This window comes from Pseudonocardia sp. EV170527-09, assembly GCF_008369905.1.
Classification (GTDB): domain Bacteria; phylum Actinomycetota; class Actinomycetes; order Mycobacteriales; family Pseudonocardiaceae; genus Pseudonocardia.
Genome location: NZ_VRMC01000018.1, coordinates 52,344 through 74,516 on the forward strand (window position 1 = coordinate 52,344; position 22,173 = coordinate 74,516).

Below are 22,173 nucleotides of genomic sequence, written 5' to 3' on the forward strand. Positions count from 1 at the left end.
TCGGGTCACACAGCGTGCCGACACGATGCGGGCTGCGACGGCGGGCCCCGCCCGGCGCCGCTCCACCCACTCTCGAAGGGGAGAGCAGCTCGTGTTCCCAGGGACCCATGCGCGCACCCGGCCCGACCACCCGGCCGTGGTCCAGCCCGAGACCGGCGCCACCACGACCTATGCCGAGCTCGACGACCGCTCGCGCCGGATCGCCCACGTCCTGCGCGACGCCGGGCTGCGCCGCGGCGACCACGTCGCCTTCCTCTCCGACAACGCCCCCGAGGTCTTCGAGATCTACTGGGCGGCGATGCGATCGGGCCTGTACATCACCGGCATCAACCACCACCTCGCCGCGGACGAGGCCGCCTACATCGTGAACGACTGCGGTGCCCGGGTGCTGTTCGTCTCGGCCGCGAAGCGCGAGCTCGCCGAGGCGCTCGTGGAGCGGACCCCCGGCGTGGAGCGCCGCTTCGCTTTCGGGGGAGCGGTCGAGGGCCACGAGTCCCTCGGCGCCGCGATGGAGCTCGCCGCCGACGGGCCGCTGCCCGAGCAGCCCCGCGGCGCGGACATGCTCTACTCCTCGGGCACCACCGGACGCCCCAAGGGCATCAAGCCCGCGCTGCCGACGATCCAGGTCGACGAGCCCGGTGACCTCTACACCGCGGTGTTCGGCCCGATGTACGGCTTCGGTGAGGGCACCGTCTACTACTCGCCGGCGCCGGTGTACCACGCTGCGCCGCTGCGCTTCGGCGGCATCGTGCACGCCCTCGGCGGGACCGTGGTGATGGCGCAGAAGTTCGACGCCGAGGCCGCGCTGGCGCACATCGCGCACCACCGGGTGACCCACGGCCAGTTCGTCCCGACGATGTTCGTCCGGATGCTCAAGCTCCCCGACGCCGTCCGGACGTCCTACGACGTCTCCTCGCTGCGGGTGGCCGTGCACGCCGCCGCGCCGTGCCCGGTCGACGTCAAGCAGAAGATGATCGACTGGTGGGGCCCGGTCCTGTACGAGTACTACTCCTCGACCGAGGGCAACGGTGTCACCTTCATCGACCCGGCGGCGTGGGCGGACAAGCCCGGCTCGGTCGGCAAGGCAGGCCTCGGCGTCATCCACGTCTGCGACGACGACGGCCGCGAGCTGCCGACCGGTGAGGTCGGCACCGTCTACTTCGAGCGCGACATACCGCCGTTCGAGTACCACGACGACCCGGAGAAGACCCGTGCCGGCCGCCACCCCGAGCACGACAACTGGTCCACCACCGGCGACGTCGGCTACCTCGACCCCGACGGCTTCCTGTTCCTCACCGACCGCAAGGCATTCATGATCATCTCCGGTGGGGTGAACATCTACCCGCAGGAGGTCGAGGACGTCCTCACCCTGCACCCCGAGGTCTACGACGTCGCCGTCATCGGCGTGCCGGACCCGGAGATGGGCGAGCAGGTCAAGGCGGTCGTGCAGACCCCCGACGGCGTCGAGGGCTCGCCCGAGCTGGCGGCCGAGCTCCTCGAGTTCGTCCGCGAGCGGATCGCCCGCTACAAGGTCCCGCGCAGCGTGGACTTCACCCACGAGCTGCCCCGCAGCGCCACCGGCAAGCTCGTCAAGGGCGAGCTACGCGCGCGGTACACGGAGCCGGCCACCGCCTGACGGCCCACGGCGGTCACTCCCCGGGGCAGCCGGTCTCACACCGTGCCTCCGTAGGGAGTACGGAACCACCCCCCGGGGAGCGATGTGACCCCCCTCGCTCCCCGGCCACCATCTGATCCGACGGCAGCGCCCGGCCCCCGGACGTCTGCCCCTGCACTCAACGAGGAGATCACCATGGGCTTCTTCGCCGACAGCAACGAGGTCGACACCTACATCGGCGGCGTCTTCCGCGCGGCCAACGACCACCCCGAGTCCGGCCCGAAGATGCGTGCCGCCGGCATCAACCTCCGCGTGCTCTACACCGACCCGGACACCGAGATGTGGGTCAAGATGCGTGAGCCGGCGATGGAGGTCCACACCGGCGCCGACGACGACAAGGCCGACATCACCCTGATGATGCGCGCCGACACCGGCGACAAGTTCTGGCGCGGCGAGTACAACCTCGCCGTCGGTCTCGCCAAGGGCGAGGTCAAGGCCAAGGGCCCGGTCAACAAGATCCTGAAGCTGGTCCCGCTGACCAAACCGATGTTCCCGATGTACCGCGAGCTGGTCGCCGAGAAGGACGCGACCGCGAACGCCTGACCGCCCCGTCCCAGAGCAGAGGAAGGACGCCGATCCGATGGCGACCATGAAGGCGGTCGTGCTCCGCGAGCCGCACAAGATCGAGGTCATGGAGGTCCCGAAGCCGGAGATCACCGACCCCGGTGACGTCCTGCTACGGGTCGACCTCACGGCGATCTGCGGGACCGACCTGCACCCCTACGAGGGGCGCATCGTGATCGAGGACGACGTGGTGCTCGGCCACGAGTTCCTCGGCACCGTCGAGGCCGTCGGATCCGCGGTCAACCTCGTCTCCGAGGGCGACCGCGCCGTCGCCTCCTGCGTCGTGAGCTGCGGCAACTGCTACAACTGCCGCCGCAACCGGCCGGGCCAGTGCTTCGGCACGATGATCTTCGGGCTCGGGGTGACCTTCGGCAGCCTGTCCGGCGGCCAGGCCGAGTACGTGATCGTGCCGAACGCCGACCGCACGCTGCGCAAGCTCTCCGACGAGGGCAAGGGCAACGACGAGGACAAACTGTTCGTCGGCGACATCATGGCGACCGGCTACGAGGCCGTCCGCAAGTTCATCCAGCCCGGCGACACCGTCGCGGTGGTCGGTGCCGGCCCGGTCGGGCTGTGCGCCGCGATGTCGGCGAACGTGCTCGGCGCCGCGCAGACGATCGTGGTGGACAAGGTCCCGGCCCGCCTCAAGGAGGCGGAGGCCATCGGTGCCGTCCCGGTGAACGCCGACGAGACCGACCCGGCCGACGCCGTGCAGGACCTCACCGACTGGCGGGGCGCCGACGTCGTGATCGACGCCGTCGGGCACCCGTCGGCGCTGCTGTCGGCCTGCACCCTGGTCCGCTCCGGTGGCGCGATCTCGATCCCCGGTGTGTACACCGAGGACAGCATCGAGCTGCCCTTCGGCGACCTGTACCTGAAGGGCGTCACCATCGCCCAGGGCGTCGCGAACATCACGAACTACATGGACGAGACGCTGGCGCTCATCGCGGCGGGCAAGCTCGACCCGAGCCGGTTCATCTCGCACCGCATGCCGATGTCGCAGGCGACCGAGGCGTACCGGATGTTCGAGGAGCGCGAAGCCACCAAGATCGTCCTGGACCCGACCGCATGACCGCCGGGACGACCGTCCGCCACTTCCCGATGCGGATCGGTGGCGAGGACGTGGACTCGAACGACCGTCTCGAGATCCGTGACCCGCAGAACGGTGAGCTGGTCGCCACCGCGGCCTCCGGTGGCGCGTCGGTGATCGACGCGGCCGTCGACGCGGCCCAGGCCGCCTTCGAGGACGGCGGCTGGTCGCGAGCCACCCCGGCGCACCGTGCCTCGGTGATGCGCGCGATCGCCGACCGGCTCGGCGAGCGGCTCGACGAGATGGTCGAGCTGGAGATCATGGCCAACGGCGCCACCGTGCGTCAGGCCACCGGCTTCCACATCGGCTACTGCGCCCCTCACCTGGAGTACTTCGCCGGACTGGCGGAGCGCTACGAGTTCGAGACGCCCATGCCGCGGGCCACGTTCCCGGTGCTCGGCCAGTCGACGCTCCGCAAGGAGCCGATCGGCGTGGTCGGCGCGATCGCACCGTGGAACTTCCCGCTGCTGCTGAGCCTGTGGAAGTTCGCCCCGGCCCTGGCCGTCGGCAACTCGGTGATCCTCAAGCCGGACGAGAAGACCCCGCTGTCGGCGCTGGAGTTCGCGGCCATCGCCGAGGAGTGCGGGCTGCCGCCGGGCGTGTTCAACGTCGTCCCGGGCCCCGGCCCGGACGCCGGCGCGCGCCTGGCCAGCCACCCGGGCGTCGGCAAGATCGGCTTCACCGGGTCCACCGACGTCGGACGCGAGATCATGCGCCTGGCCTCCGGCACGGTCAAGGCCGTGACCCTGGAGCTCGGCGGCAAGTCGCCGGCGCTGGTCCTCGACGACGCCGACCTCGACATCGCCGTCGACGGGGTGCTCTACGGCTGCATGCTGTACTCCGGCCAGATCTGCGAGTCGATGACCCGGCTGCTGCTGCCGGACTCGCTGCACGACGAGTTCGTGGAGCGCATGGTCGCCCGCGCGTCCACCATCCGGCTCGGGGACACCCGGGACTGGGAGACCGACATGGGCCCGGTCGTCTCGGCGAAGCAGAAGGACCGGATCCTCGAGCTGATCCGGTCCGGCAAGGACGAGGGCGCCACCGCCGTTCTGGGTGGCGACGAGGCCCACGTCGAGGGCTACGAGGGCGGTCACTGGATCCAGCCGACCATCTTCACCGGCGTCCGCAACGACATGCGGATCGCCCGCGAGGAGATCTTCGGTCCGGTGCTGTCGGTCATCCGCTACGGCTCGGAGGCCGAGGGCGTCGCCCTGGCCAACGACACGCAGTACGGGCTGGCGTCGTCGGTGTGGAGCCGGGACAACTCCCGGGCCCTGGACGTCGCCGAGAAGATCAAGGCCGGCTCGGTCTGGATCAACGACGCGCACCAGATCAACTGCGAGGTGCCGTTCGGCGGGTACAAGCAGTCCGGCGTCGGCCGTGAGCTCGGCCCGCGCGCGCTGGACCCCTACGTCGAGGAGAAGAACGTCCACCTCGACCTGTCCGGCACCCGCGAGGCGCGTCCGTACGACGTCCTGCTGAGCCACGCCGACGACTGAGGCCTGCCCCGCCATCGGCCCCGTCCCCCGGTACCCCCTCACCGGGGGACGGGGCCGCCTCTCCCGATGGGGGTACGACCTCCCCCTCCCGGGGAGACGTCCGTCCCCACGTCTCTCCGCACACTCGTCAGTGACCCCGTGTCACCAGCTTTCCGCCCGCGGAGCACCCCGCCGGGCTCGGAGGAGATCCGATGACCGCCACCTTCGACGCCACCGACTTCGAGTCGGAGATGTACGACCCGGATGCCGTGGACATGATCCCGGCCACCAGCGAGGGCAAGCCCGAGCACTACCCGATCGACATCTCCACCAAGGCGTTCTGGAACCAGACCTCGGAGCAGCGTGAGGAGACCTTCAAGGTCCTGCGCCGCGAACAGCCGGTCTCCTGGCAGCGTCCGGTCGACGACGCCGTCACCCCCGACCCCGACGACCCCGGCTACTGGGCGGTGGTCAGCCACGCCGACATCGTCACGGTCAGCCGGGACAACGACACCTACATCTCCGGGCAGGGTGTGCTGTTCGACCTGCTCCCGCCGATCTTCCTCGAGCTGACCCAGTCCTTCCTCGCGATGGACAACCCCAAGCACGACCGGCTCCGCAAGCTCGTCGCCTCGGCGTTCACGCCCAAGCAGATCAGGCTGATCGACGACCGGATCGCGCTGGCCGCGAAGGAGATCATCGACGACGTCGTCGCCGAGCCCTCCGGCGAGATCGACTTCGTGCAGCGGGTCGCGAAGGTGCTCCCCACCCGCATCTTCTGCGACATCATGGGCGTCCCCGAGCACCTGCGCGAGGCCACAGAGAAGAACGCTGCCGACATCGTCGCCTGGGCCGACGACGAGGTCCTCGCCGGCCGCGCCGCCGACGAGGTGCAGGTGCAGGCCGCGACCAACCTGCACGACATCGCCACCGAGCTCATCGAGCTGAAGACCGCAGAGCCGTCCGACGACCTGATCACCTCGCTGATCAACGCCGAGGTCGACGGCCAGAAGCTCGACGAGTTCGAGATCGGCTCGTTCTTCGTGCTCATGGCGGTCGCCGGCACCGACACCACCCGGCACACCTCGGCGTTCACCGTCCGCGCCTTCACCCACTTCCCCGAGCAGAAGCAGTGGCTCATGGAGGACTTCGACGGCCGGATCAACAACGCGATCGAGGAGTTCGTCCGGTACGCCTGCCCGGTCATGACCTTCCGCCGCACCGCGGTCGTCGAGACCGAGCTGGGCGGCAAGAAGATCGTCCCCGGCGACAAGGTCGTCATGTTCTACCCGTCGGGCTGCATGGACGAGAAGGTCTTCGACGCCCCGGAGAAGTTCGACCTCTCCCGGGAGAACGCGAAGGCGCACACCGGCTTCGGCGGCGGCGGCGTGCACTTCTGCCTGGGCAACCAGCTCGCGAAGTCCATGCTCAAGGCGCTGTTCCGCGAGCTGCTGTTCCGCATCCCGCAGTTCGAGGTCGGCGAGCCCGAGCTGCTGGGCACCAACTTCATGCGCGGGGTGAAGCGCATGCCGTTCCGATTCTCCCTGGAGAAGTGATGGGTCTGCGTATCGAGCTCGACGAGGGCAAGTGCAGCGGCCTGGGCCTGTGCGAGGCCGAGGCACCGGAGCTCTTCGAGGTCCGCGACGACGGTTCGCTCGCGGTGCTGGACGCCACCCCGGCCGAGGAGCGCCGGGCGGCCTGCGAGGCGGCGATCGCCTCCTGCCCGACCGAGGCGCTGCGCCTCGTCGAGAGCTGACCGCACACACCCCCTCACCGCGGGGACGCCGGGAGACCGCCACTCCTGGCGTCCCCACTCCCTTCTCCGGAGGAGCACACCGTGGAGCACCTCGTCGTCGTCGGTGCGTCGCTGGCCGGCATCCGGGCCGTCGAGGCGGCCCGCAAGGCCGGCCACCAGGGCACCGTGACCCTCGTCGGGGCCGAGCGGCACCTGCCCTACGACCGCCCGCCGTTGTCGAAGGCCTTCCTCGACGACACCGGCGAGGAGCCGGCCGACCCGCGGTTCCGGACCGAGGAGCACACCTGCGCGACGAGCTGGGGGTGGAGCTGCGCCTCGGCGTCCCGGCGACCTCGCTGGACACCGCGGCGAGGCTGGTCGGGCTCGGCGACGGCGCCGAGCTGGGCTACGACGCGCTGGTCGTCGCGACCGGTGGGGCGGCGCGGACGCTGCCCGGCACCGAGGGCCTCGCCGGGGTGCACGCGCTGCGGACCTGGGACGACGCGCTCGCCGTCCGCTCCGCGCTGGACGCGGGTGCCCGCACCGTCGTCATCGGTGCGGGCTTCATCGGCTCGGAGGTCGCGAGCTCGGCGCGCAAGCGCGGCCTGCCCGCGACGATCGTGGAGACCCTGCCGGTCCCGCTGGTCCGCTCGGTCGGCGAGGACATGGGCAAGGCCTGCGCCGACCTGCACCGCGCGCACGGCACCGACCTGCGCTGCGGAGAGACCGTCGACGGGCTGGAGTCCTCCGGCGGCGCGGTCACCGGGGTCCGCCTGGGGTCGGGCGAGGTCGTCCCGGCGGACCTGGTCGTCGTCGGGATCGGGGTGTCCCCGTGCACCGGCTGGCTGGAGGGCTCGGGAATCGAGCTGAACGAACGCGACCGCGGCGTGGTCGCCGACGCCACGCTGCGTGCCGCCGACGGGGTGTACGCCGCGGGCGACGTGGTGCACTTCCCGAACCACCTGTTCGACGGCGAGGTCATGCGCCTGGAGCACTGGACCACCGCCGCCGAGCAGGGCGCGGTGGCCGCCAGGAACGCGCTGGACCCGGCGAACGCCACCGAGCTCGGCACCGTGCCGTACTTCTGGTCGGACTGGTACTCCAGTCGGATCCAGTTCGTCGGCCGGCCCGCCGCCGACGAGATCCGGGTGGTGTCCTCCGAGCAGGGCGACGACCGCTTCCTCGCGCTCTACCGGCGCGGCGACCGGCTGGTCGGGACGATCACGATCGACCGGCCCACCCAGATCATGAAGTACAAGCGGCTGATCTCGAAGCGCGCGAGCTGGGCCGAGGCGCTGGAGTTCGCCGGCGTCGGCTAGCCGTTCCGCTGGCCGTACTGACCCGAGGCGTCCGCGGGATCGCCGTCGTCGACCTCGAGCATCCGGCGGGCCAGGCGTTTCCAGCTCGCGAGATGCGGCTCGGTCTCGTGGTCGCGGGGGTTGATGGCGTAGGTCATCGCGACCCCGCGCATGCTGGTGAACAGCAGCTCGCGGCACTCGTCGAAGGCCGGGTGGCTGGACAGCGCGGGGCCGAACAGCGTCGCGACCACGTGGGCCACCGCGGTGCCGAGGCGCCGCTCCGCGGGGAGCAGCTCGGCACGGATGTCGTCGTTGGTGCGGGCCGCGACCCACAGCTCCATCGACGCCCAGAAGTACGGCTGCATGAACGTGCCCCACAGCAGCTCCACGGCCCGCTCACAGCGGGCCGTGCCGGTGGTCCCCCCGTACTCCGAGTCCACCACCCACTGCTCCATGTCGGCGATCCGCTCGGCGGCCAGGTGCTGCGCGGCCGCGATGAGCAGTGACTCCCGGCTCGGGAAGTGGTGCAGCAGCCGCCCGCGCGACACCCCCGCGCGCCGCTGCACGGTCACGGTCGTCGAGTGCGCGTGGCCGTGTTCGTACAGCTCGTCGAGGGCGGCCGCGAGGATGATGGCCCGGCTGCTGGCCCGGCGTTCGTCCTGCGTGCGGCGGGGGCGGGGCGAGTGCGGTCCGCCCGCGGGGGAAGCCATGTCGGGGAGGGTAGCCCTCGGCGGCGTGACGGACGGCCGTACGTGCTGCTCCACCCGACCCCGGGGTCCGTCACCCGAGGGGGTGTCGATGATCGACGACGACACTCGTCCGCTCACATCGTGGGACGGGACGTAACACTCTCGGGTATCCGCTTCGATCACCAGAGTGACGTCGGACGTGAGGCGGGTGGATGGACGGCACCGGACCGTACGGGCGGTACTACGCGGAGCGCGCCGCGGCGGGTCAGCGCACCGTGCTGTGGCCGTGGCTGCTGCTGGCGCTGGTCGTGCCGGTGGTGCTGCTGGGCGGGGCGTTCGTGAACGGCGACGACCGTGCCGAGGCGACGACCGTCCACCAGGCCGCGCCCGTCCCGGCGCGGGAGGCGACCGAGGGCGTGTACCGCGCCGGTCTCGACCTCGCACCGGGCACCTGGGCCACCGACGGTCCGACCCCGGGCCGGGAGTGCGGCTACACGCGCACCGGCGTGGACGGCACCGAGGTGTCCCGCGGGGTCCTGCACGGCCCGGCCGCCGCCCGGATCCTCGACGGCGAGTCGGTCGTCCTCACCGGCTCCTGCACCTGGTCGCTCCGCTGACCCGTCGGTCGGGATCGCCCGTCCGCGTGCCCGGTCCGTACATTCAGCGGGGTGCGTGACGCCGAGTCGGGACCGGTCCCCGGACCCGCCGTGCTCCGTCGCGAGCCGGGGCGGCTGCTCTGGGAGCAGCTGCTCGAGGACCTGCGCCGCCGCTTGGACTCCGACGCGTTCACCCACGGCTTCCCCGGCGAGCTCGCCCTGGGCCGGGAGTACGGCGTCAGCAGGCACACCGTCCGCCAGGCGGTGAAGGTGCTGCGCGACGAGGGCCGCGTCGTCGGGACGCGGGGCCGGCCGTCGCGGCAGGCGGCGCCGGTCGAGACCGCCCAGCGCCTGGGCGCGCTGTACAGCATCCACGAGTCCGTCCGGGCCATGGGCCTGGAGCAGCGCAGCGTCGTGCGCTCCCTGGACGTCCGCGCCGACGGCGTCGTCGCGGCGCGGCTCGGCCTGGAGGAGTCGACACCGCTGGTGCACCTGGAACGGCTGCGGCTGGCCGGTGGCGAGCCGCTCGCGCTGGACCGGGTGTGGCTCCCGCACGACCTGGCCGCGCCGCTGCTGCACGCCGACTTCACCGGGGTCGCCCTCTACCAGCGCTACGCCGAGCTGTGCGGCGTGGTGCTCACCGGCGGCCACGAGACCATCGCGCCGATCCTGCCCACCCCCGCCGAACACCGGCTGCTGGGCGGGAGTCCGTCGACCGCCGCGTTCTCGGTGTCCCGGCTCGGCAGCGCGAAGGGGCGCCCCGTCGAGTGGCGCCGCACGCTGGTGCGCGGGGACCGCTTCGTGCTGCGGGCCGACTTCTCCACCCGCGACGGCTACCAGCTCGACCTGCTCAAGGACCCCGACCGCAGCGACCCGCGTCGCTGAACGCCCCTACGCGGTGGCGAGCAGGTTCCCCCGGACGAGCGCACCGTGCACGGTCCGGGCACCGACGACGAGCCAGGCCGCCACCAGCAGCACGTACAGCGCCGTCGCGACGGCGGCGAGCGCCGGCGTCCCCAGCCGTTCCACCAGCAGGTTCGTCCCGGTCACGCAGGTCCCCAACGGGAAGGTGAAGCTCCACCAGGTCAGGGTGAACGGCAGTCCCCGCCGGACGGTCCGCAGGGTCACCGCGGCCGCGAGCGCCAGCCACAGCATCGCGAACCCCCACACCGGGACGCCGTAGACCACCGCGACCACCGCCGCGGCGCCCGCGTACGGCTCCGGCACGCTGCCGGGCGCGGCGTTCGCCAGGAGCCCGGCCGCGGTGACCGACTGGCCGAGCGGGCCGAGCACGATCCACAGGGTGGGGACGGCCGCCGCCGGTCCGGCCCCGTGCACGACGAGCCGGTGCCAGATCTGCGGGAGCAGGGCCAGCGTCGCGAACAGACTCATCCCGAACAGCGCGACGCAGGCGAGCAGCAGCGTGGTGCGGCCCTGGCCCGGCGCCAGGTGCACGACGAGCAACGCCCCGTCCGCGGCCGACACCATCGGCGGCACCACCGGCAGCAGCCACGCGGGGGACACCGCGTCCGGCCCGACCGCATGCCGGGTGATCATCAGATACGGCACGCCGACCGCGGTGACCAGCCCGAACCCCGTCCCGGTCAGCCACAGCACCGCGCTCGTCGCGAGCGCGGCCGGAGCGCCGAGCACGGCAGGGCCGAACTGGACCGCGCCCGCGCCGACCGTCATGAAGGCCATCGCGACCGCGCCGTAGGACTGCACGGCCACCGGGTCCGCGGCGTGCGCGCGGGCCCGCTCGGGGGAGCGCACCCGCTGCGCCACCGTCGCGGCCACGAGCACCACCAGCAGCACCGAGGCCAGGCCCCACACCCCGGTCGCCCACGTGGTCAGCAGTGGGGAGCGGAACGGCAGCGTCGCGGCGGCCCCGCCGACGATCCCGGTGCCCATCACCGCGGCGAACCAGTTCGGCCCGAACGAGCGGACCGCGTCGCCCGGGGTGTCGAGCTCGCGCAGCAGCCCGAGGCGGGCGAACGCGTGCGGCGCCGGCGGAGCGGCCACGGCCGGGGGACGGAGGTGCGTGGTCATGTCCCCACGGTCGGCCGGTCGGCGACCGGGCGGTACCCGCCGCGGCGTTGCGGAGTCACAATCAGAGGTTGTGACCCTGTCCCCGCGCGTCGCCGACCTCGTGCCCTACGACCTGCTGGTCTCGGTCGCCACCCTGGGGAGCATGGGCAGGGCCGCAGCGGCCCACGGCATCTCCCAGGCCGCGGTCAGCGCCCGGGTCAGGACACTGGAGGCCGCACTCGGGCTGACCCTGCTGGAACGGTCGCCGCGCGGTACCCGGCTCACCCCGGACGGGGCGCTCGTCGTCGAACGGGCGCGGGCCGTGCTGGACGCCGCGCACGCCCTGGACGAGGGCGTCGCCGCGCTGCGCACCGACCGGGCGGCCCGGCTGCGGGTGGCCGCCAGCTTCACCGTCGCGGAGTACCTGCTGCCCCGCTGGCTGGTCGCGCTGCGCGCCGAGCTGCCCGGCACCGCGGTCACGCTGACCTCGCACAACACCGCCGAGGTGGTCGACGACGTCCGCTCCGGCGACGCCGACCTCGGGTTCGTCGAGGGCCCGGACCTGCCCGCCGACCTCGACGGCCAGGTCGTCGGGCGGGACCGGCTGGTGCTCGTCGTCGCGCCGGACCACCCGTGGGCCCGGCGCCGTGCGGTGGACGCGGCGCGGCTCGCGACGACGCCGCTGGTGGCCCGCGAGCCCGGCTCGGGCACCCGGGAGTTCCTGGAGCGCGCCCTCGGGGACGTCGCGCCGCCGGTGCTGGAGCTCGGCTCGACGACGGCGATCAAGAACGCGGTCGCGGGCGGCGCGGGCCCGGCGGTGATCAGCGGTCTGGCGGTGGCGGCCGAGGTGGCGGCCGGGACGCTGCGGACGGTCCCGGTGCGCGGCGCCGACCTGCAGCGACGACTGCGCGCCGCCTGGCGGCGGGGCCGCGCGCCGTCCGGGCCCGCGCTGGTCCTGGTGCGGCTCGCGGCTCGCCGCTGACCGGTCCCGGGGCACCGCAGGTTCCCGGCCGCGCCGGACGGGCGCCGCGGACGGGAACAGTCGAGGTGCAGGCTCAGGCCGCCAGGGCCGTGTCGAGGTCCGGGTACCAGGTGATGACCTGGTCCAGCCCGGTCATCCGCACCGGTCGGATCACCGCCCGGTTGTCCGGGCCGGTGACCCCGTCCAGGCGAACCCCGGCCTCGCCGGCCGCGCGCGAGGACCGGACCACCGCCGTCAGACCGTGCGACCCGAGGAACCCGACGCCGGACAGGTCCAGCAGGGCCCGCGCCGGTCGCGTCTGGTGGAGCATCTCCGACATCCGCACCCGGATCGCCTCGGCCTCGGCGAGGTCGACCTCGCCGATCACCTCGAGGACGGTCACCCCGGGCACCGGGGTGTGCTCGCGCAGGCTCACCCGGGAGTGCGGTTCCGGCCAGCTGCCCGTGTGGCCGAGCCGCCGGCGGTCGGGCTCGGCCGCCGTCACGACGGCCGCCCGACGCCGGGCACGCCTGGCCGGCGACCCCGCCTGCCCGATGGGGCGGGGCCGCGTGTCCGGGGACGTGCGGCCGAGTTTCCGATGGGCTCACCGTACCGGGCCCGGGTCGGCTGTCCACCGGTCGACCTGCAGGATCCCGGCCCGAGGGACAGTCTTCACCGGGTGACCACCTCCGCATCACCGCGACCGGAGGACCCGGCCGGCGACGGCGCCGTGACCGTCGTGCTGCGCGGGCCGGCGGGTGTGCCGGCACACCCGCCGGGACGATCGTCCGGCCGCCGCAGGAGTGATCCGCCGCCCGCCGGGAATCCCGTCGGGGCACACCCGAGGAGAGGACACCCGTCGTGCAGATCGGCTTCAAGCTCTTCGCCGAGGCCTACACACCGCAGGAGATGGTCCGTCAGGCCGTCCGTGCCGAGGAGGCCGGTTTCGACTTCGTCGAGATCTCCGACCACTACCACCCGTGGCTGGAGAGCCACGGCCACTCCGGGTTCGCCTGGTCGATCCTCGCCGCCATCGCGATGCGGACCGAGCGGATCGGCCTGGCCACCGGGGTGACCTGCCCGACGATCCGCTACCACCCGGCGATCATCGCCCAGGCCGCGGCGACGACCGCGCTGCTGTCCGAGGGCCGGTTCACCCTCGGCGTCGGCTCGGGCGAGCAGCTGTCCGAGCACGTCACCGGACATCCGTGGCCGGTCGTCGGCGTGCGGCACGTGATGCTCCGCGAGGCGTTGGAGATCATCCGGCTGCTGTGGACCGGTGGCTACCGGACCTACCGCGGCACCCACCTGTCCGTCGAGGACGCGCGGGTGTTCGACCTGCCGGAGACGCTGCCGGACATCGTCGTCGCCGCGGGTGGGCCGAAGGCGGCCCGGATCGCCGGTGAGCTGGGTGACGGCCTGTTCGCCACCGAGCCCCGCACCGACCTGATCGACGCCTACACCGCCGCAGGCGGCACCGGTTCCCGCTGGGCCGAGGTCCCGCTGGCCTACGCCGGAACCGTCGACGCGGCGCTGGAGTCGGCGCACCGGCTGTTCCGGTTCGGTCCGACCGGCTGGAAGATCCAGGCCGAGCTGCCCAACGTGCGCAACTTCGAGGCGGCGACGGCCTTCGTCCGTCAGGAGGACATGGCCGACGCGTTCGGAGCGGGCCCGGACGTCGAGGCCCACGTCGCGACGGTGCAGGGCTTCGCCGACGCGGGCTACGACCGGCTCGCGCTGATCAGCGCCGGACCGGACGTCGACGAGTTCTTCACCTTCTACGAGGAGCAGCTCGCCGGCCGCCTGCGCGACCTCGCCGGCCGGTGACCACGGATCGGGCACCGGACGGGTCGGCGTGCGACGTGTCCGGTGCCCGACCGTGACCACGGCCGGTAGGCCCTGCAGACCTGGTGACCGCGCCGCGGCAGGCACCGGGACGAGCGGGCCCCTCGTCAGCCGTCCAGCTTCGACGGGTCCAGGGTGGCCGTCTTCACCCCGAGGCTGCGGTTGAGCAGCAGGGTGATCCCGTAGAGGACCAGGCCGAGCAGGAGCAGCAGCCCGGCCAGCTCGTACTGGATCGCGTCCCGCCCGGAGAAGGGCAGGACCAGGTACAGGCTCGCGACCGCGCCGACGATCGGCAGCCCGGGCGGGGCCCGGAAGTGGTCCTCGGCGATCCGGTCGCGACGCAGCACCAGCACCGCGATGTTGACGATCGTGAACACCGCGAGCAGCAGCAGCGACGTGGTGCCGCCGAGCGCGGAGACGACGTCGGAATCCGAGTCGAGCGACACGTAGCTGATCAGGGCGAACGAGATCAGCGTCGTGAAGATGATCGACACCCACGGCGTGCGGCGGAACGGGTGCACCCGGGCCAGCGGCTTGGGCAGCACGGCCTGGTTGGCCATCCCGTAGAGCAGCCGCGACGCCATCAGCATGTTGATCAGGGCCGAGTTGGCGACGGCGAACATCGAGATGAACGGCAGCATGACGTCGGCCGGGATGCCGGGGGCGCCGGCGCGGACGACCTCGACCAGCGGCGTCTCGCTCGCGGCCAGCGGGCCGACCGGGACCAGCGCCACCGAGCAGATGGCGACGAGCACATAGATGATCCCGGTGACGGTCAGGCCGGTGATCATGATCTTGGGGAAGATGCGGCGCGGCTCGTGGCACTCCTCGGCCATGTTCACCGAGTCCTCGAAGCCGACCATCGCGAAGAACGCGAGCGAGGTCGCCGAGGTGACGGCGAGGAACACCCCCTTGTCCTCCGGGGTGTCGAAGGCGACGACGCGCGACCAGTCGGCGTCGCCGCCGGCGATGGCGTAGATCCCGATCAGGATCACCAGGAGCAGGCCGGACAGCTCGACCAGGGTGAGCACCACGTTGAGCTTCACGCTCTCACCGACGCCGCGGAAGTTCACCAGCGCGACCAGCAGCATGAAGCCGAGCGCGATCAGGACGATCCCGCCGTTGCCCAGGTCCAGCCCGAAGCCCTCGTTCAGGTTCGCCGCGAACGCCCGTGACGCCGTCGACGCCGAGGTGATCCCCGAGCTCATCACCACGAAGGTGACCATGAAGGTCAGGAAGTGGATGCCGAACGCCTTGTGCGTGTAGAGCGCCGCGCCCGCCGCCTGCGGGTACTTGGTGACGAGCTCCAGGTAGGAGAACGCGGTGATCATGGCGACGGCGAAGGCGACCAGGAACGGCACCCACGCCGCTCCGCCGACCTCCTCGGCGACCTGACCGACCAGGGCGTAGATCCCGGTACCCAGGATGTCGCCGATGATGAACAGCAGCAGCAGCTTGGGCCCCATGACCCGTTTCAGCCCGGGACCGTCCTCCGCCACCTGCGTCGTGGCTTCCGCCATCGTGCCGTGCTCCCCTCCGCGGCGGCCCGGTGCCGCCCGCGACCGGGCCAGCCTGGTGGGGGGTTCGTGCCGTGTCGAGTCGAAAGGGCGGCGTGTTTCCTCCGGAACGAGTGTGTGTGCCGTCGGCCACCGGACGGCCACCCTCCGATGTCTGCTCGCGGCCCGTCGGGCGACGGCCCGGAGGGCCCGGGCTCAGCCGCGGTGGCGGGGCCGGCGCGGGGTGTCCGGGTAGGGCTCGGGGTGGCCGTCGTCGACCGGGCCGGGCCGGGGTGCCTGCGGCGCGGGCGGCGGAGGCAGCGGACGGCCCTGCGGCGAGCCGGGCGGTGCCGGCGCCGGTGGCTGTCCGACGACGCCGGGCGCCGTCGCGAGGGTCCGCTCGCGGTCCCGCTCGGCCTGGTCGCGGAGCAGGTCGCGGATCTCCTTGAGCAGGTCCAGGTCGGTCTCCAGGGTCGGGTCCTCCGCGTCGCGCCTGCGGCGGTCCTGGAGCCACTTCATCGGGAAGACGACCAGGAAGTAGATGACCGCGGCGGTGATCAGGAAGGTGATGACGGCGTTGAGGAAGCTCGCGTAGTCGAGCTGCACCTCGTCGGTCAGCGGGATCGTGCCCGGGGGCACGGCGTTCTCCCCGCCGGAGAACAACCGGAGCAGCGGCTCCAGGAACGCCTTGGTGAAGGCGGTGACCACGGACGTGAACGCCGCACCGATGACGACGGCGACGGCCAGGTCGATCACGTTGCCGCGCAGCAGGAATTCCTTGAAGCCCTTCAGCACGCCGGAGCACTCCTCGGGGTCGGGGGCGGGGTGGGTCCGGCGCAGGAGGGTAACCGGACCGGGACTGCCGCGCCGGGCCTGCGGCTGCCCGGTGCAGCACAGTGCTGCCCGGTGCAGTCCGGTGCAGCCCGGTGCGGCGGGGGTCAGGCGGTGGGTTCGGCCCCGGCCGCCGGACCGTCCGTGCGGGGGGAGGTGGCCGGGACGCCCGGGCGGGCGGCGGTGAGCCGGTCCAGGAAGTCCCCGGCCTCGCGGGCGGCGCGGTCCACGTCGCCGTCGGCGATGGCGTCGACGATCCCGGTGTGCGAGATGTCGTCGTCGGTGCCCGCGGTGCCGGGCATCGTGGTCTTCACGCTGTCCGCGACCGCCTCCACCACTCCCCGGTAGAGCTCGACGAGCAGGCTGTTGCCCGCACAGCGGACGACGGCCACGTGGAAGTCGGTGTCGGCGCGGGCGGCGAGCTCCACGTCCGCGGCGTCCGGCTCCTCCCCGCGACGGCCGCACTCCGCGACGGCGGCGACGGCCCGGTCGCGCTCGTCCAGCGCGGCCCGCAGGACGGTCAGGTCGGCGTCGGTCCGGCGGGCGGCCGCCATCCGGGCCGCCTCGACCTCCAGGGTGCGGCGGACCTCCAGCACCTCGCGCAGCTCCGGGCCGCACAGCGTGCGCAGCGCCCCGGACAGCTCGGTGGTGGCCCGCACGTAGGTGCCGTCGCCCTGGCGCACCTCCAGCAGACCGCCGTGGGAGAGGGCACGGACGGCCTCGCGGACGGTGTTCCGGCCGACCTCCAACGACGAGGCCAGCTCCGACTCCGGCGGGATCCGGGCACCGACCGGCCACTCACCGCCGGTGATGGCGGACCGGAGCTGGCCGATGACCTGGTCGACCAGGCCACCGCGGCGCGCTGTGACGAGAGGCACCGGAACATCCTTCCATCCGAACATCCTACGTCTGTAACAATACTGTTTCGTGAGCATTGCTGAGCAGGAGACACGCGCGGAGGAGACCATCGCCACCGGACGGGCCGAGGACATCGGGCCGTCGCGCCGTGGCGCGCTCGTCGGGACCCCCCTGCTCGTCGTCGGGGTGGCGCTCGCCGCCGCGAACCTCCGCCCGGCCGTGACCTCGATGTCCTCGGTGCTCGGCGAGGTCCGCGACGGCCTCGGTGCCTCCGCGATCTGGGCCAGCGTGCTCACCGCCGTCCCCACCATCTGCTTCGGTCTCGCCGCGATCGCGGCCCCGCTGCTCGCCCGTCGCCTCGGCACGGCCCGCGCGATCGGCCTGGCGATGGCGGTCCTGACCGCGGGGCTCGTGCTGCGCGTCGTCGACGGCCCGTGGGTCGTGCTCGGCGGCACCTTCGTCGCCGCGGCGGGCATCGCGATCGGCAACGTGCTGATCCCGGTGGTGGTCAAGCAGTCCTTCCCGCACGCCGTCGGCCGGGTCACCGGCATCTACACCGCGGCGCTGGCCGCGGGTGGTGGGATCGGCGCGGCGTTCACCCCGCCGCTGGAGCCGCTGCTCGGCGGCTGGCGCGGCGCGGTCGAGGCGTGGGCGCTGCTGTCGCTGGCCGCGCTCGTCGTGTGGGCCGCCGGGGCCCGGCACGGCGAGCCGGAGCCGGTCGTGCGCACCGCGGAGGCCGTGGAGCGCCGCCCGATGGTGCGCCGCCCGCTGGCCTGGGTGGTCACCGCGTTCTTCGGGCTGCAGGCCTGCGTCGCCTACGTCGCGATGGGCTGGCTGTCGGAGCTGTTCGTCTCGGTCGGGGTGACCCGCACCGACGCCGGCCTGATGCTCGCCCTGATCAACCTCATCGGCATCCCGCTGAGCTTCATCATCCCGCCGATCGCGTTGAACCGGCCGTCGCAGTCGGGCTGGATCGTCGGGCTCGCCTGCTGCTCGCTGGCCGCCGTCGCCGGGCTCGCTATCGCCCCGGCCGCCGCGCCGTGGCTGTGGACGGTCCTGCTCGGCACCGGCATGGCGGTCTTCCCGCTGGGGCTCGGCGTGATCGCGCTGCGCACCCGCGAGTCCGCCGAGACCACCGACCTCTCGGCGATGGCGCAGGGCTTCGGCTACCTCATCGGCGCGGCGGGTCCGTTCCTGTTCGGGGTCCTGCACGGCGCCACCGGTTCCTGGACGCCGTCGCTGGTGCTGCTCGGCGTCGTGATCGTCGTCGAGATGGTGCTGGGCTGGGTCGCGGGACGCCCGCGGCTCGTCTGAGACCCGCCCGCGCGGCACCGTCGCGGTGATATATGAGAGCCCCCGGTGCCGCGTCCGGCGTCGTGGGCCCGGTGTACCGTCGTGAGCGTCCGATCTCCCGGCGCATCCCCGCCCGGCGGCGGCCCGAGATCGGGGTCCTCGATCCGTCAGGGAGTACTCGTGACCGACACCGCCCTTCCCCCGGCCGGGGACACGGCGCGGCTGGTCGACCAGACCGGCCCGTACTTCGGCCGCTTCGGCGGCCGCTACGTCCCGGAGGCGCTGGTCGCCGCGCTGGACGAGCTCGAGCAGGCCTATCACGCGGCGATGACCGACGAGGCCTTCCAGGCCGAGCTCGCCGAGCTGCACCGCACCTACTCGGGGCGTCCGAGCCTGCTCACCGAGGCGCCGCGGTTCGCCGCGCACGCGGGCGGTGCGCGCATCCTGCTCAAGCGGGAGGACCTGAACCACACCGGCTCGCACAAGATCAACAATGTGCTGGGCCAGGCTCTGCTCACCAAGCGGATGGGCAAGACCCGGGTCATCGCGGAGACCGGCGCCGGGCAGCACGGTGTCGCCTCGGCCACCGCCGCAGCCCTGATGGGGCTGGAGTGCGTCGTCTACATGGGCGAGGTCGACACCGAGCGCCAGGCGCTCAACGTCGCCCGGATGCGCATGCTCGGCGCCGAGGTCCGCCCGGTCACCTCGGGCACGCGCACCCTCAAGGACGCGATGAACGAGGCGATGCGCGACTGGGTCACCAACGTGGCCGACACGCACTACCTCATCGGCTCGGTCGCCGGGCCGCACCCGTTCCCGGCGATGGTGCGCGACTTCCAGCGGATCATCGGGGTCGAGGCCCGCCAGCAGGTCCAGGACCTGACCGGTGCGCTGCCCGACCTGGTGTGCGCCTGTGTCGGCGGCGGCTCCAACGCGATGGGCATCTTCCACGCCTTCCTCGACGACACCTCGGTCGAGCTGGTCGGCTTCGAGGCGGGCGGCGACGGCGTCGACACCCCGCGGCACGCGTCGTCGATCGGCGGCGGCGACGTCGGGGTCCTGCACGGCTCGCGCAGCTTCATCCTCCAGGACGAGGACGGCCAGACCCGCGACTCGCACTCCATCTCCGCCGGTCTGGACTACCCGGGCGTCGGCCCGGAGCACTCCTGGCTGCACGACATGAAGCGTGCCCGCTACGAGTCGGTCACCGACGCCGAGGCGATGGACGCCTTCCGCCTGCTCTGCCGCACCGAGGGCATCATCCCGGCCATCGAGAGCGCGCACGCGCTGGCCGGTGCGCTGCGCGAGGCGAAGCGCCTGGGCGAGGGCAAGGTCGTGCTGGTCAACCTGTCCGGCCGTGGCGACAAGGACGTCGACACCGCGGCGAAGTATTTCCAGCTGATCGACGACGAGGGCAACGCCGTGACGGACGGAGCGGTCTGATGGCCAGCGTGCAGCAGCGGATCGAGGCGGTCCGGGCCGAGGGCCGCGCCGCACTGGTCGGGTACCTGCCGGTCGGCTTCCCGACCGTCGAGGGCTCGGTCGAGGCGATGCGGGCGATGGTCGCGGGCGGCGTCGACGTCGTCGAGGTCGGGCTGCCCTACTCCGACCCGCTGATGGACGGCCCGGTCATCCAGCGCGCCACCCAGCAGGCGCTGGACAACGGCGCCCGCTCCCGGGACGCGTTCACCGCCGTCCGCGGGGTCGTCGACGCCGGCGCCCCGGCGCTGGTCATGACCTACTGGAACCTCGTCGACCGCTACGGCATCGAGCGGTTCGCCGCCGACCTCGCCGAGGCGGGCGGCTCCGGTCTGATCACGCCCGACCTGCTGCCCGACGACTGCGACGAGTGGCTGGCCGCGTCGGAGAAGCACGACCTGGACCGGGTCTTCCTGGTCGCCCAGACCACCACCCCCGAGCGGATGCGGATGACCGTCGGCGCGAGCCGTGGCTTCCTCTACGCCGCGTCGCTGATGGGCGTCACCGGCGTCCGCTCGGTCGGCGTCGAGGCCCGTGACCTGGTCACCCGCGCGCGGGAGCACGCGACCCTGCCGGTGTGCGTCGGCCTGGGTGTGCGGACCGCCGAGCAGGCGGCCGACGTCGCCTCCTACGCCGACGGCGTCATCGTCGGCACGGCGTTCGTGCAGGCACTGGAGTCCGGCGGGCCGTCCGCGGTCGAGTCGCTCGCCCGCGAGCTCGCCGAGGGCGTGCGCGCCGGGGAGCGCGTCTCCGCCTGACGGAGTCACGCGGCCGCGCCCCGACCAGGGGCGTGTCCGTGCCGTCGGAGGCCGATCGGACGGGACCAGCGGTGGTCGCGCGCGGTGAGCGGGAGGCCCCTGAGAGTTGTCGCGGCGGTCGGCCGTAGGTCGGTAGGCCGACCGGAGCGATCGGACCCCGCCCGCCGGACGGCGACGACCGGACGGCGGTGGATGCTCTCAGGAACGCAACCCCGCCGCGGTGGGGTTCCTATGTTCGTGTCACCGCACCGCGGCCCGCTCCCCCTCGGATGCCGTGGCGGTGGCCGGGGCTCCCCACCCGGCCGGTTCCACGAACCGGAGTGATCCGATGACCCGCCCCGCCCTGCGCGGACGCACCCCCGGCGTCCGTCCGACGGCAGCGTCGCACCCACGACCGGCCCGAGGCCGGTCGGTGACGGCCCACCGCTCGCGCACCCACCACCCCCGCCCGCTACGGGCACCCTCACCGGCCGGGCGTACGCCCGGCGACCGGTGAACCGCCCGGTTCCGCATCCGGTCACCGCACCCCTGCGGCGGGACATCCCGCCGCCCGCCGACGCCTGGCTGGCGCACCGCCGCGCCCGCACGGTGTGGGGATCCGTGCTGGTCACGGTCCTGGTCGGCCCGTCGCTGATCTGGATGCTCCGTTCCGGGCCGCAGCCGCTGCTGCACCAGCTCTCGGTCCTGACCGGGCTGCTCGCGCTGTCGGCGATGGTGATCGTCGCGGTGCTGCCGTCCCGGGTGCGCGGACTCTCCGGAGCCCTCGGCCTGGAGACCCTGCTCGGCCTGCACCGCAGGCTCGGTGTGCTGGCCGGGGTGCTCGTCGCCCTGCACCTGGCCTGTGTGGTGGCCGACCACCCGGAACGCGTCGGGCTGCTCGTGCCGTTCGCCGCACCGGCTCGCGGCCAGGCCGCCACCCTCGCGACGGTCGCGGTCGTCGTGTTGTTGGTGCTCGCGCTGCGCGGGGTCCGGACCGGCTCGCACGAGGTGTGGCGCTGGCTGCACCTGAGCCTGGCCGCGGTCGTCGTCGGCGCGTCGTCGCTGCACGTGCTGTGGCTGAACAACCTGGTCGGCGACGCCGTCATGGGGCCGGTGCTCGGCGGGCTCGGCCTGCTGCTGGTCGCGGTGCTGGTGCTCCGCTGGGGTGCCCGCGCGGCGACCGGCGAGTTCCGGGTGCACGTCGTGCGCCCGGAGAGACCGACCGTGTTGTCGACGACGGCCTGAGACTGACCCCCTGACGTCGGATTGGGATTGACCCCTTCTGGGCGACGCTGAGGGGGTGTTGTCGGTGGAGGACTGGTCCGAGATCCGTCGTCTGCATCGGGCGGAGGGTGTCCCGATCAAGGAGATCTCCCGCCGGCTGGGAGTCGCGCGGAACACGGTGCGTTCGGCGCTGCGGGCGCCGGGCCCACCGCGGCGGGAACGGGGCCCGCGGGGTTCGCTGGCTGATGCGGTCGAGCCGCAGGTGCGGGCTCTGTTGGCGCAGTTCCCGCGGA

At 73.0% G+C, this 22,173-nt stretch carries 21 protein-coding genes and 1 pseudogene; 16 read left to right on the top strand and 6 right to left on the bottom strand.

Annotated features, from left to right (window positions below):
• Positions 1 to 91 precede the first annotated feature (91 nt).
• The 7 genes and pseudogenes from FVA95_RS07870 to FVA95_RS07900 all read left to right on the top strand — a co-directional run bounded on the left by FVA95_RS07870 (position 92) and on the right by FVA95_RS07900 (position 7,864).
• Positions 92 to 1,636, top strand: coding sequence for an acyl-CoA synthetase (locus FVA95_RS07870; protein WP_149663606.1), 1,545 nt, complete (start codon positions 92 to 94; stop codon positions 1,634 to 1,636).
• Positions 1,637 to 1,810: 174 nt separating this feature from the next.
• Entirely contained in the window at positions 1,811 to 2,218 is a 408-nt protein-coding gene (locus tag FVA95_RS07875) for an SCP2 sterol-binding domain-containing protein (RefSeq protein ID WP_075308978.1), read from the top strand.
• Positions 2,219 to 2,255: 37 nt separating this feature from the next.
• Positions 2,256 to 3,311, top strand: a complete 1,056-nt coding sequence (locus FVA95_RS07880) for an alcohol dehydrogenase catalytic domain-containing protein (RefSeq protein ID WP_083695465.1) — start codon at positions 2,256 to 2,258, stop codon at positions 3,309 to 3,311.
• On the top strand, positions 3,308 to 4,831 hold the full coding sequence (locus FVA95_RS07885) for an aldehyde dehydrogenase (RefSeq protein WP_149663607.1): 1,524 nt from the start codon (positions 3,308 to 3,310) through the stop codon (positions 4,829 to 4,831). Before FVA95_RS07880 ends, FVA95_RS07885 begins: the two co-directional genes overlap by 4 nt.
• A 191-nt stretch (positions 4,832 to 5,022) precedes the next feature.
• Positions 5,023 to 6,366, top strand: a complete 1,344-nt coding sequence (locus FVA95_RS07890; RefSeq protein ID WP_240051337.1) for a cytochrome P450 — start codon at positions 5,023 to 5,025, stop codon at positions 6,364 to 6,366.
• Positions 6,366 to 6,566: a ferredoxin gene (locus FVA95_RS07895; protein WP_370460845.1), complete on the top strand. Its 201-nt coding sequence runs from the start codon at positions 6,366 to 6,368 to the stop codon at positions 6,564 to 6,566. Before FVA95_RS07890 ends, FVA95_RS07895 begins: the two co-directional genes overlap by 1 nt.
• 81 nt (positions 6,567 to 6,647) lie before the next feature.
• A pseudogene (locus FVA95_RS07900) lies at positions 6,648 to 7,864 on the top strand (NAD(P)/FAD-dependent oxidoreductase).
• Here FVA95_RS07900 and FVA95_RS07905 read toward each other — a convergent pair.
• The gene (locus FVA95_RS07905) at positions 7,861 to 8,553 is read right to left on the bottom strand and encodes a TetR/AcrR family transcriptional regulator (protein WP_149663608.1); all 693 of its coding nucleotides are present in this window, start codon (positions 8,551 to 8,553) and stop codon (positions 7,861 to 7,863) included. The pseudogene FVA95_RS07900 and the gene FVA95_RS07905 overlap by 4 nt on opposite strands.
• 191 nt (positions 8,554 to 8,744) lie before the next feature.
• Here FVA95_RS07905 and FVA95_RS07910 point away from each other — a divergent pair, with 191 nt between their 5' ends.
• Together FVA95_RS07910 and FVA95_RS07915 are read left to right on the top strand one after the other, a co-directional pair.
• Positions 8,745 to 9,149, top strand: a complete 405-nt coding sequence (locus tag FVA95_RS07910) for a hypothetical protein (RefSeq protein WP_149663609.1) — start codon at positions 8,745 to 8,747, stop codon at positions 9,147 to 9,149.
• A 51-nt stretch (positions 9,150 to 9,200) separates the two neighbouring features.
• Complete coding sequence (locus FVA95_RS07915) at positions 9,201 to 10,013, top strand: GntR family transcriptional regulator (RefSeq protein WP_238589002.1); 813 nt, start codon at positions 9,201 to 9,203, stop codon at positions 10,011 to 10,013.
• A 6-nt stretch (positions 10,014 to 10,019) separates the two neighbouring features.
• Here FVA95_RS07915 and FVA95_RS07920 read toward each other — a convergent pair whose 3' ends face one another.
• Positions 10,020 to 11,177: a TDT family transporter gene (locus FVA95_RS07920; protein WP_149663610.1), complete on the bottom strand. Its 1,158-nt coding sequence runs from the start codon at positions 11,175 to 11,177 to the stop codon at positions 10,020 to 10,022.
• A 70-nt stretch (positions 11,178 to 11,247) separates the two neighbouring features.
• Here FVA95_RS07920 and FVA95_RS07925 point away from each other — a divergent pair, with 70 nt between their 5' ends.
• A complete protein-coding gene (locus FVA95_RS07925; RefSeq protein WP_370460846.1) occupies positions 11,248 to 12,138 on the top strand; it encodes a LysR family transcriptional regulator in 891 nt (296 codons plus the stop codon).
• Between the two features lie 73 nt (positions 12,139 to 12,211).
• Here the strand turns inward: FVA95_RS07925 and FVA95_RS07930 are convergent, their stop codons facing one another.
• The gene (locus FVA95_RS07930; RefSeq protein ID WP_161992230.1) at positions 12,212 to 12,622 is read right to left on the bottom strand and encodes an STAS domain-containing protein; all 411 of its coding nucleotides are present in this window, start codon (positions 12,620 to 12,622) and stop codon (positions 12,212 to 12,214) included.
• Between the two features lie 356 nt (positions 12,623 to 12,978).
• Between FVA95_RS07930 and FVA95_RS07935 the strand changes: the two genes are divergently transcribed.
• A complete protein-coding gene (locus tag FVA95_RS07935) occupies positions 12,979 to 13,944 on the top strand; it encodes a TIGR03557 family F420-dependent LLM class oxidoreductase (RefSeq protein WP_149663612.1) in 966 nt (321 codons plus the stop codon).
• Positions 13,945 to 14,069: 125 nt separating this feature from the next.
• On the opposite strand, the gene FVA95_RS07940 is transcribed toward FVA95_RS07935, so the two are convergent.
• The 3 genes from FVA95_RS07940 to FVA95_RS07950 all read right to left on the bottom strand — a co-directional run bounded on the left by FVA95_RS07940 (position 14,070) and on the right by FVA95_RS07950 (position 17,167).
• The gene (locus tag FVA95_RS07940) at positions 14,070 to 15,482 is read right to left on the bottom strand and encodes an APC family permease (RefSeq protein WP_149663613.1); all 1,413 of its coding nucleotides are present in this window, start codon (positions 15,480 to 15,482) and stop codon (positions 14,070 to 14,072) included.
• A gap of 192 nt (positions 15,483 to 15,674) precedes the next feature.
• The gene (gene mscL / locus FVA95_RS07945) at positions 15,675 to 16,253 is read right to left on the bottom strand and encodes a large-conductance mechanosensitive channel protein MscL (RefSeq protein WP_193564322.1); all 579 of its coding nucleotides are present in this window, start codon (positions 16,251 to 16,253) and stop codon (positions 15,675 to 15,677) included.
• A gap of 143 nt (positions 16,254 to 16,396) precedes the next feature.
• Positions 16,397 to 17,167 carry a FadR/GntR family transcriptional regulator gene (locus FVA95_RS07950; protein ID WP_149663614.1) on the bottom strand — a complete coding sequence of 257 codons (771 nt, stop codon included), beginning with the start codon at positions 17,165 to 17,167 and terminating at the stop codon, positions 16,397 to 16,399.
• 49 nt (positions 17,168 to 17,216) lie between these two features.
• Here FVA95_RS07950 and FVA95_RS07955 point away from each other — a divergent pair, with 49 nt between their 5' ends.
• The 5 genes from FVA95_RS07955 to FVA95_RS07975 form a co-directional block, all read left to right on the top strand.
• On the top strand, positions 17,217 to 18,461 hold the full coding sequence (locus FVA95_RS07955; protein ID WP_368667306.1) for an MFS transporter: 1,245 nt from the start codon (positions 17,217 to 17,219) through the stop codon (positions 18,459 to 18,461).
• A gap of 159 nt (positions 18,462 to 18,620) precedes the next feature.
• Positions 18,621 to 19,883, top strand: coding sequence for a tryptophan synthase subunit beta (gene trpB / locus FVA95_RS07960; protein WP_205015793.1), 1,263 nt, complete (start codon positions 18,621 to 18,623; stop codon positions 19,881 to 19,883).
• Positions 19,883 to 20,677 (top strand): tryptophan synthase subunit alpha, encoded by a 795-nt coding sequence (trpA, locus tag FVA95_RS07965; protein WP_149663615.1) that lies wholly within the window; start codon positions 19,883 to 19,885, stop codon positions 20,675 to 20,677. Before trpB ends, trpA begins: the two co-directional genes overlap by 1 nt.
• A gap of 492 nt (positions 20,678 to 21,169) precedes the next feature.
• Complete coding sequence (locus FVA95_RS07970; protein ID WP_149663616.1) at positions 21,170 to 21,901, top strand: ferric reductase-like transmembrane domain-containing protein; 732 nt, start codon at positions 21,170 to 21,172, stop codon at positions 21,899 to 21,901.
• A 55-nt stretch (positions 21,902 to 21,956) separates the two neighbouring features.
• The coding region (locus FVA95_RS07975) for a sigma factor-like helix-turn-helix DNA-binding protein (RefSeq protein WP_193564260.1) at positions 21,957 to 22,173 on the top strand (217 nt) is incomplete at its 3' end.

Coding starts and splice junctions, on each gene's coding strand:
- FVA95_RS07895 (WP_370460845.1), top strand. CDS start 6,366: ATGGGTCTGCGTATCGAGCTCGACGAGGGCAAGTGCAGCGGCCTGGGC.
- FVA95_RS07940 (WP_149663613.1), bottom strand. CDS start 15,482: ATGGCGGAAGCCACGACGCAGGTGGCGGAGGACGGTCCCGGGCTGAAA.
- FVA95_RS07885 (WP_149663607.1), top strand. CDS start 3,308: ATGACCGCCGGGACGACCGTCCGCCACTTCCCGATGCGGATCGGTGGC.
- FVA95_RS07890 (WP_240051337.1), top strand. CDS start 5,023: ATGACCGCCACCTTCGACGCCACCGACTTCGAGTCGGAGATGTACGAC.
- FVA95_RS07880 (WP_083695465.1), top strand. CDS start 2,256: ATGGCGACCATGAAGGCGGTCGTGCTCCGCGAGCCGCACAAGATCGAG.
- FVA95_RS07875 (WP_075308978.1), top strand. CDS start 1,811: ATGGGCTTCTTCGCCGACAGCAACGAGGTCGACACCTACATCGGCGGC.
- trpA (WP_149663615.1), top strand. CDS start 19,883: ATGGCCAGCGTGCAGCAGCGGATCGAGGCGGTCCGGGCCGAGGGCCGC.
- FVA95_RS07910 (WP_149663609.1), top strand. CDS start 8,745: ATGGACGGCACCGGACCGTACGGGCGGTACTACGCGGAGCGCGCCGCG.
- FVA95_RS07920 (WP_149663610.1), bottom strand. CDS start 11,177: ATGACCACGCACCTCCGTCCCCCGGCCGTGGCCGCTCCGCCGGCGCCG.
- FVA95_RS07905 (WP_149663608.1), bottom strand. CDS start 8,553: ATGGCTTCCCCCGCGGGCGGACCGCACTCGCCCCGCCCCCGCCGCACG.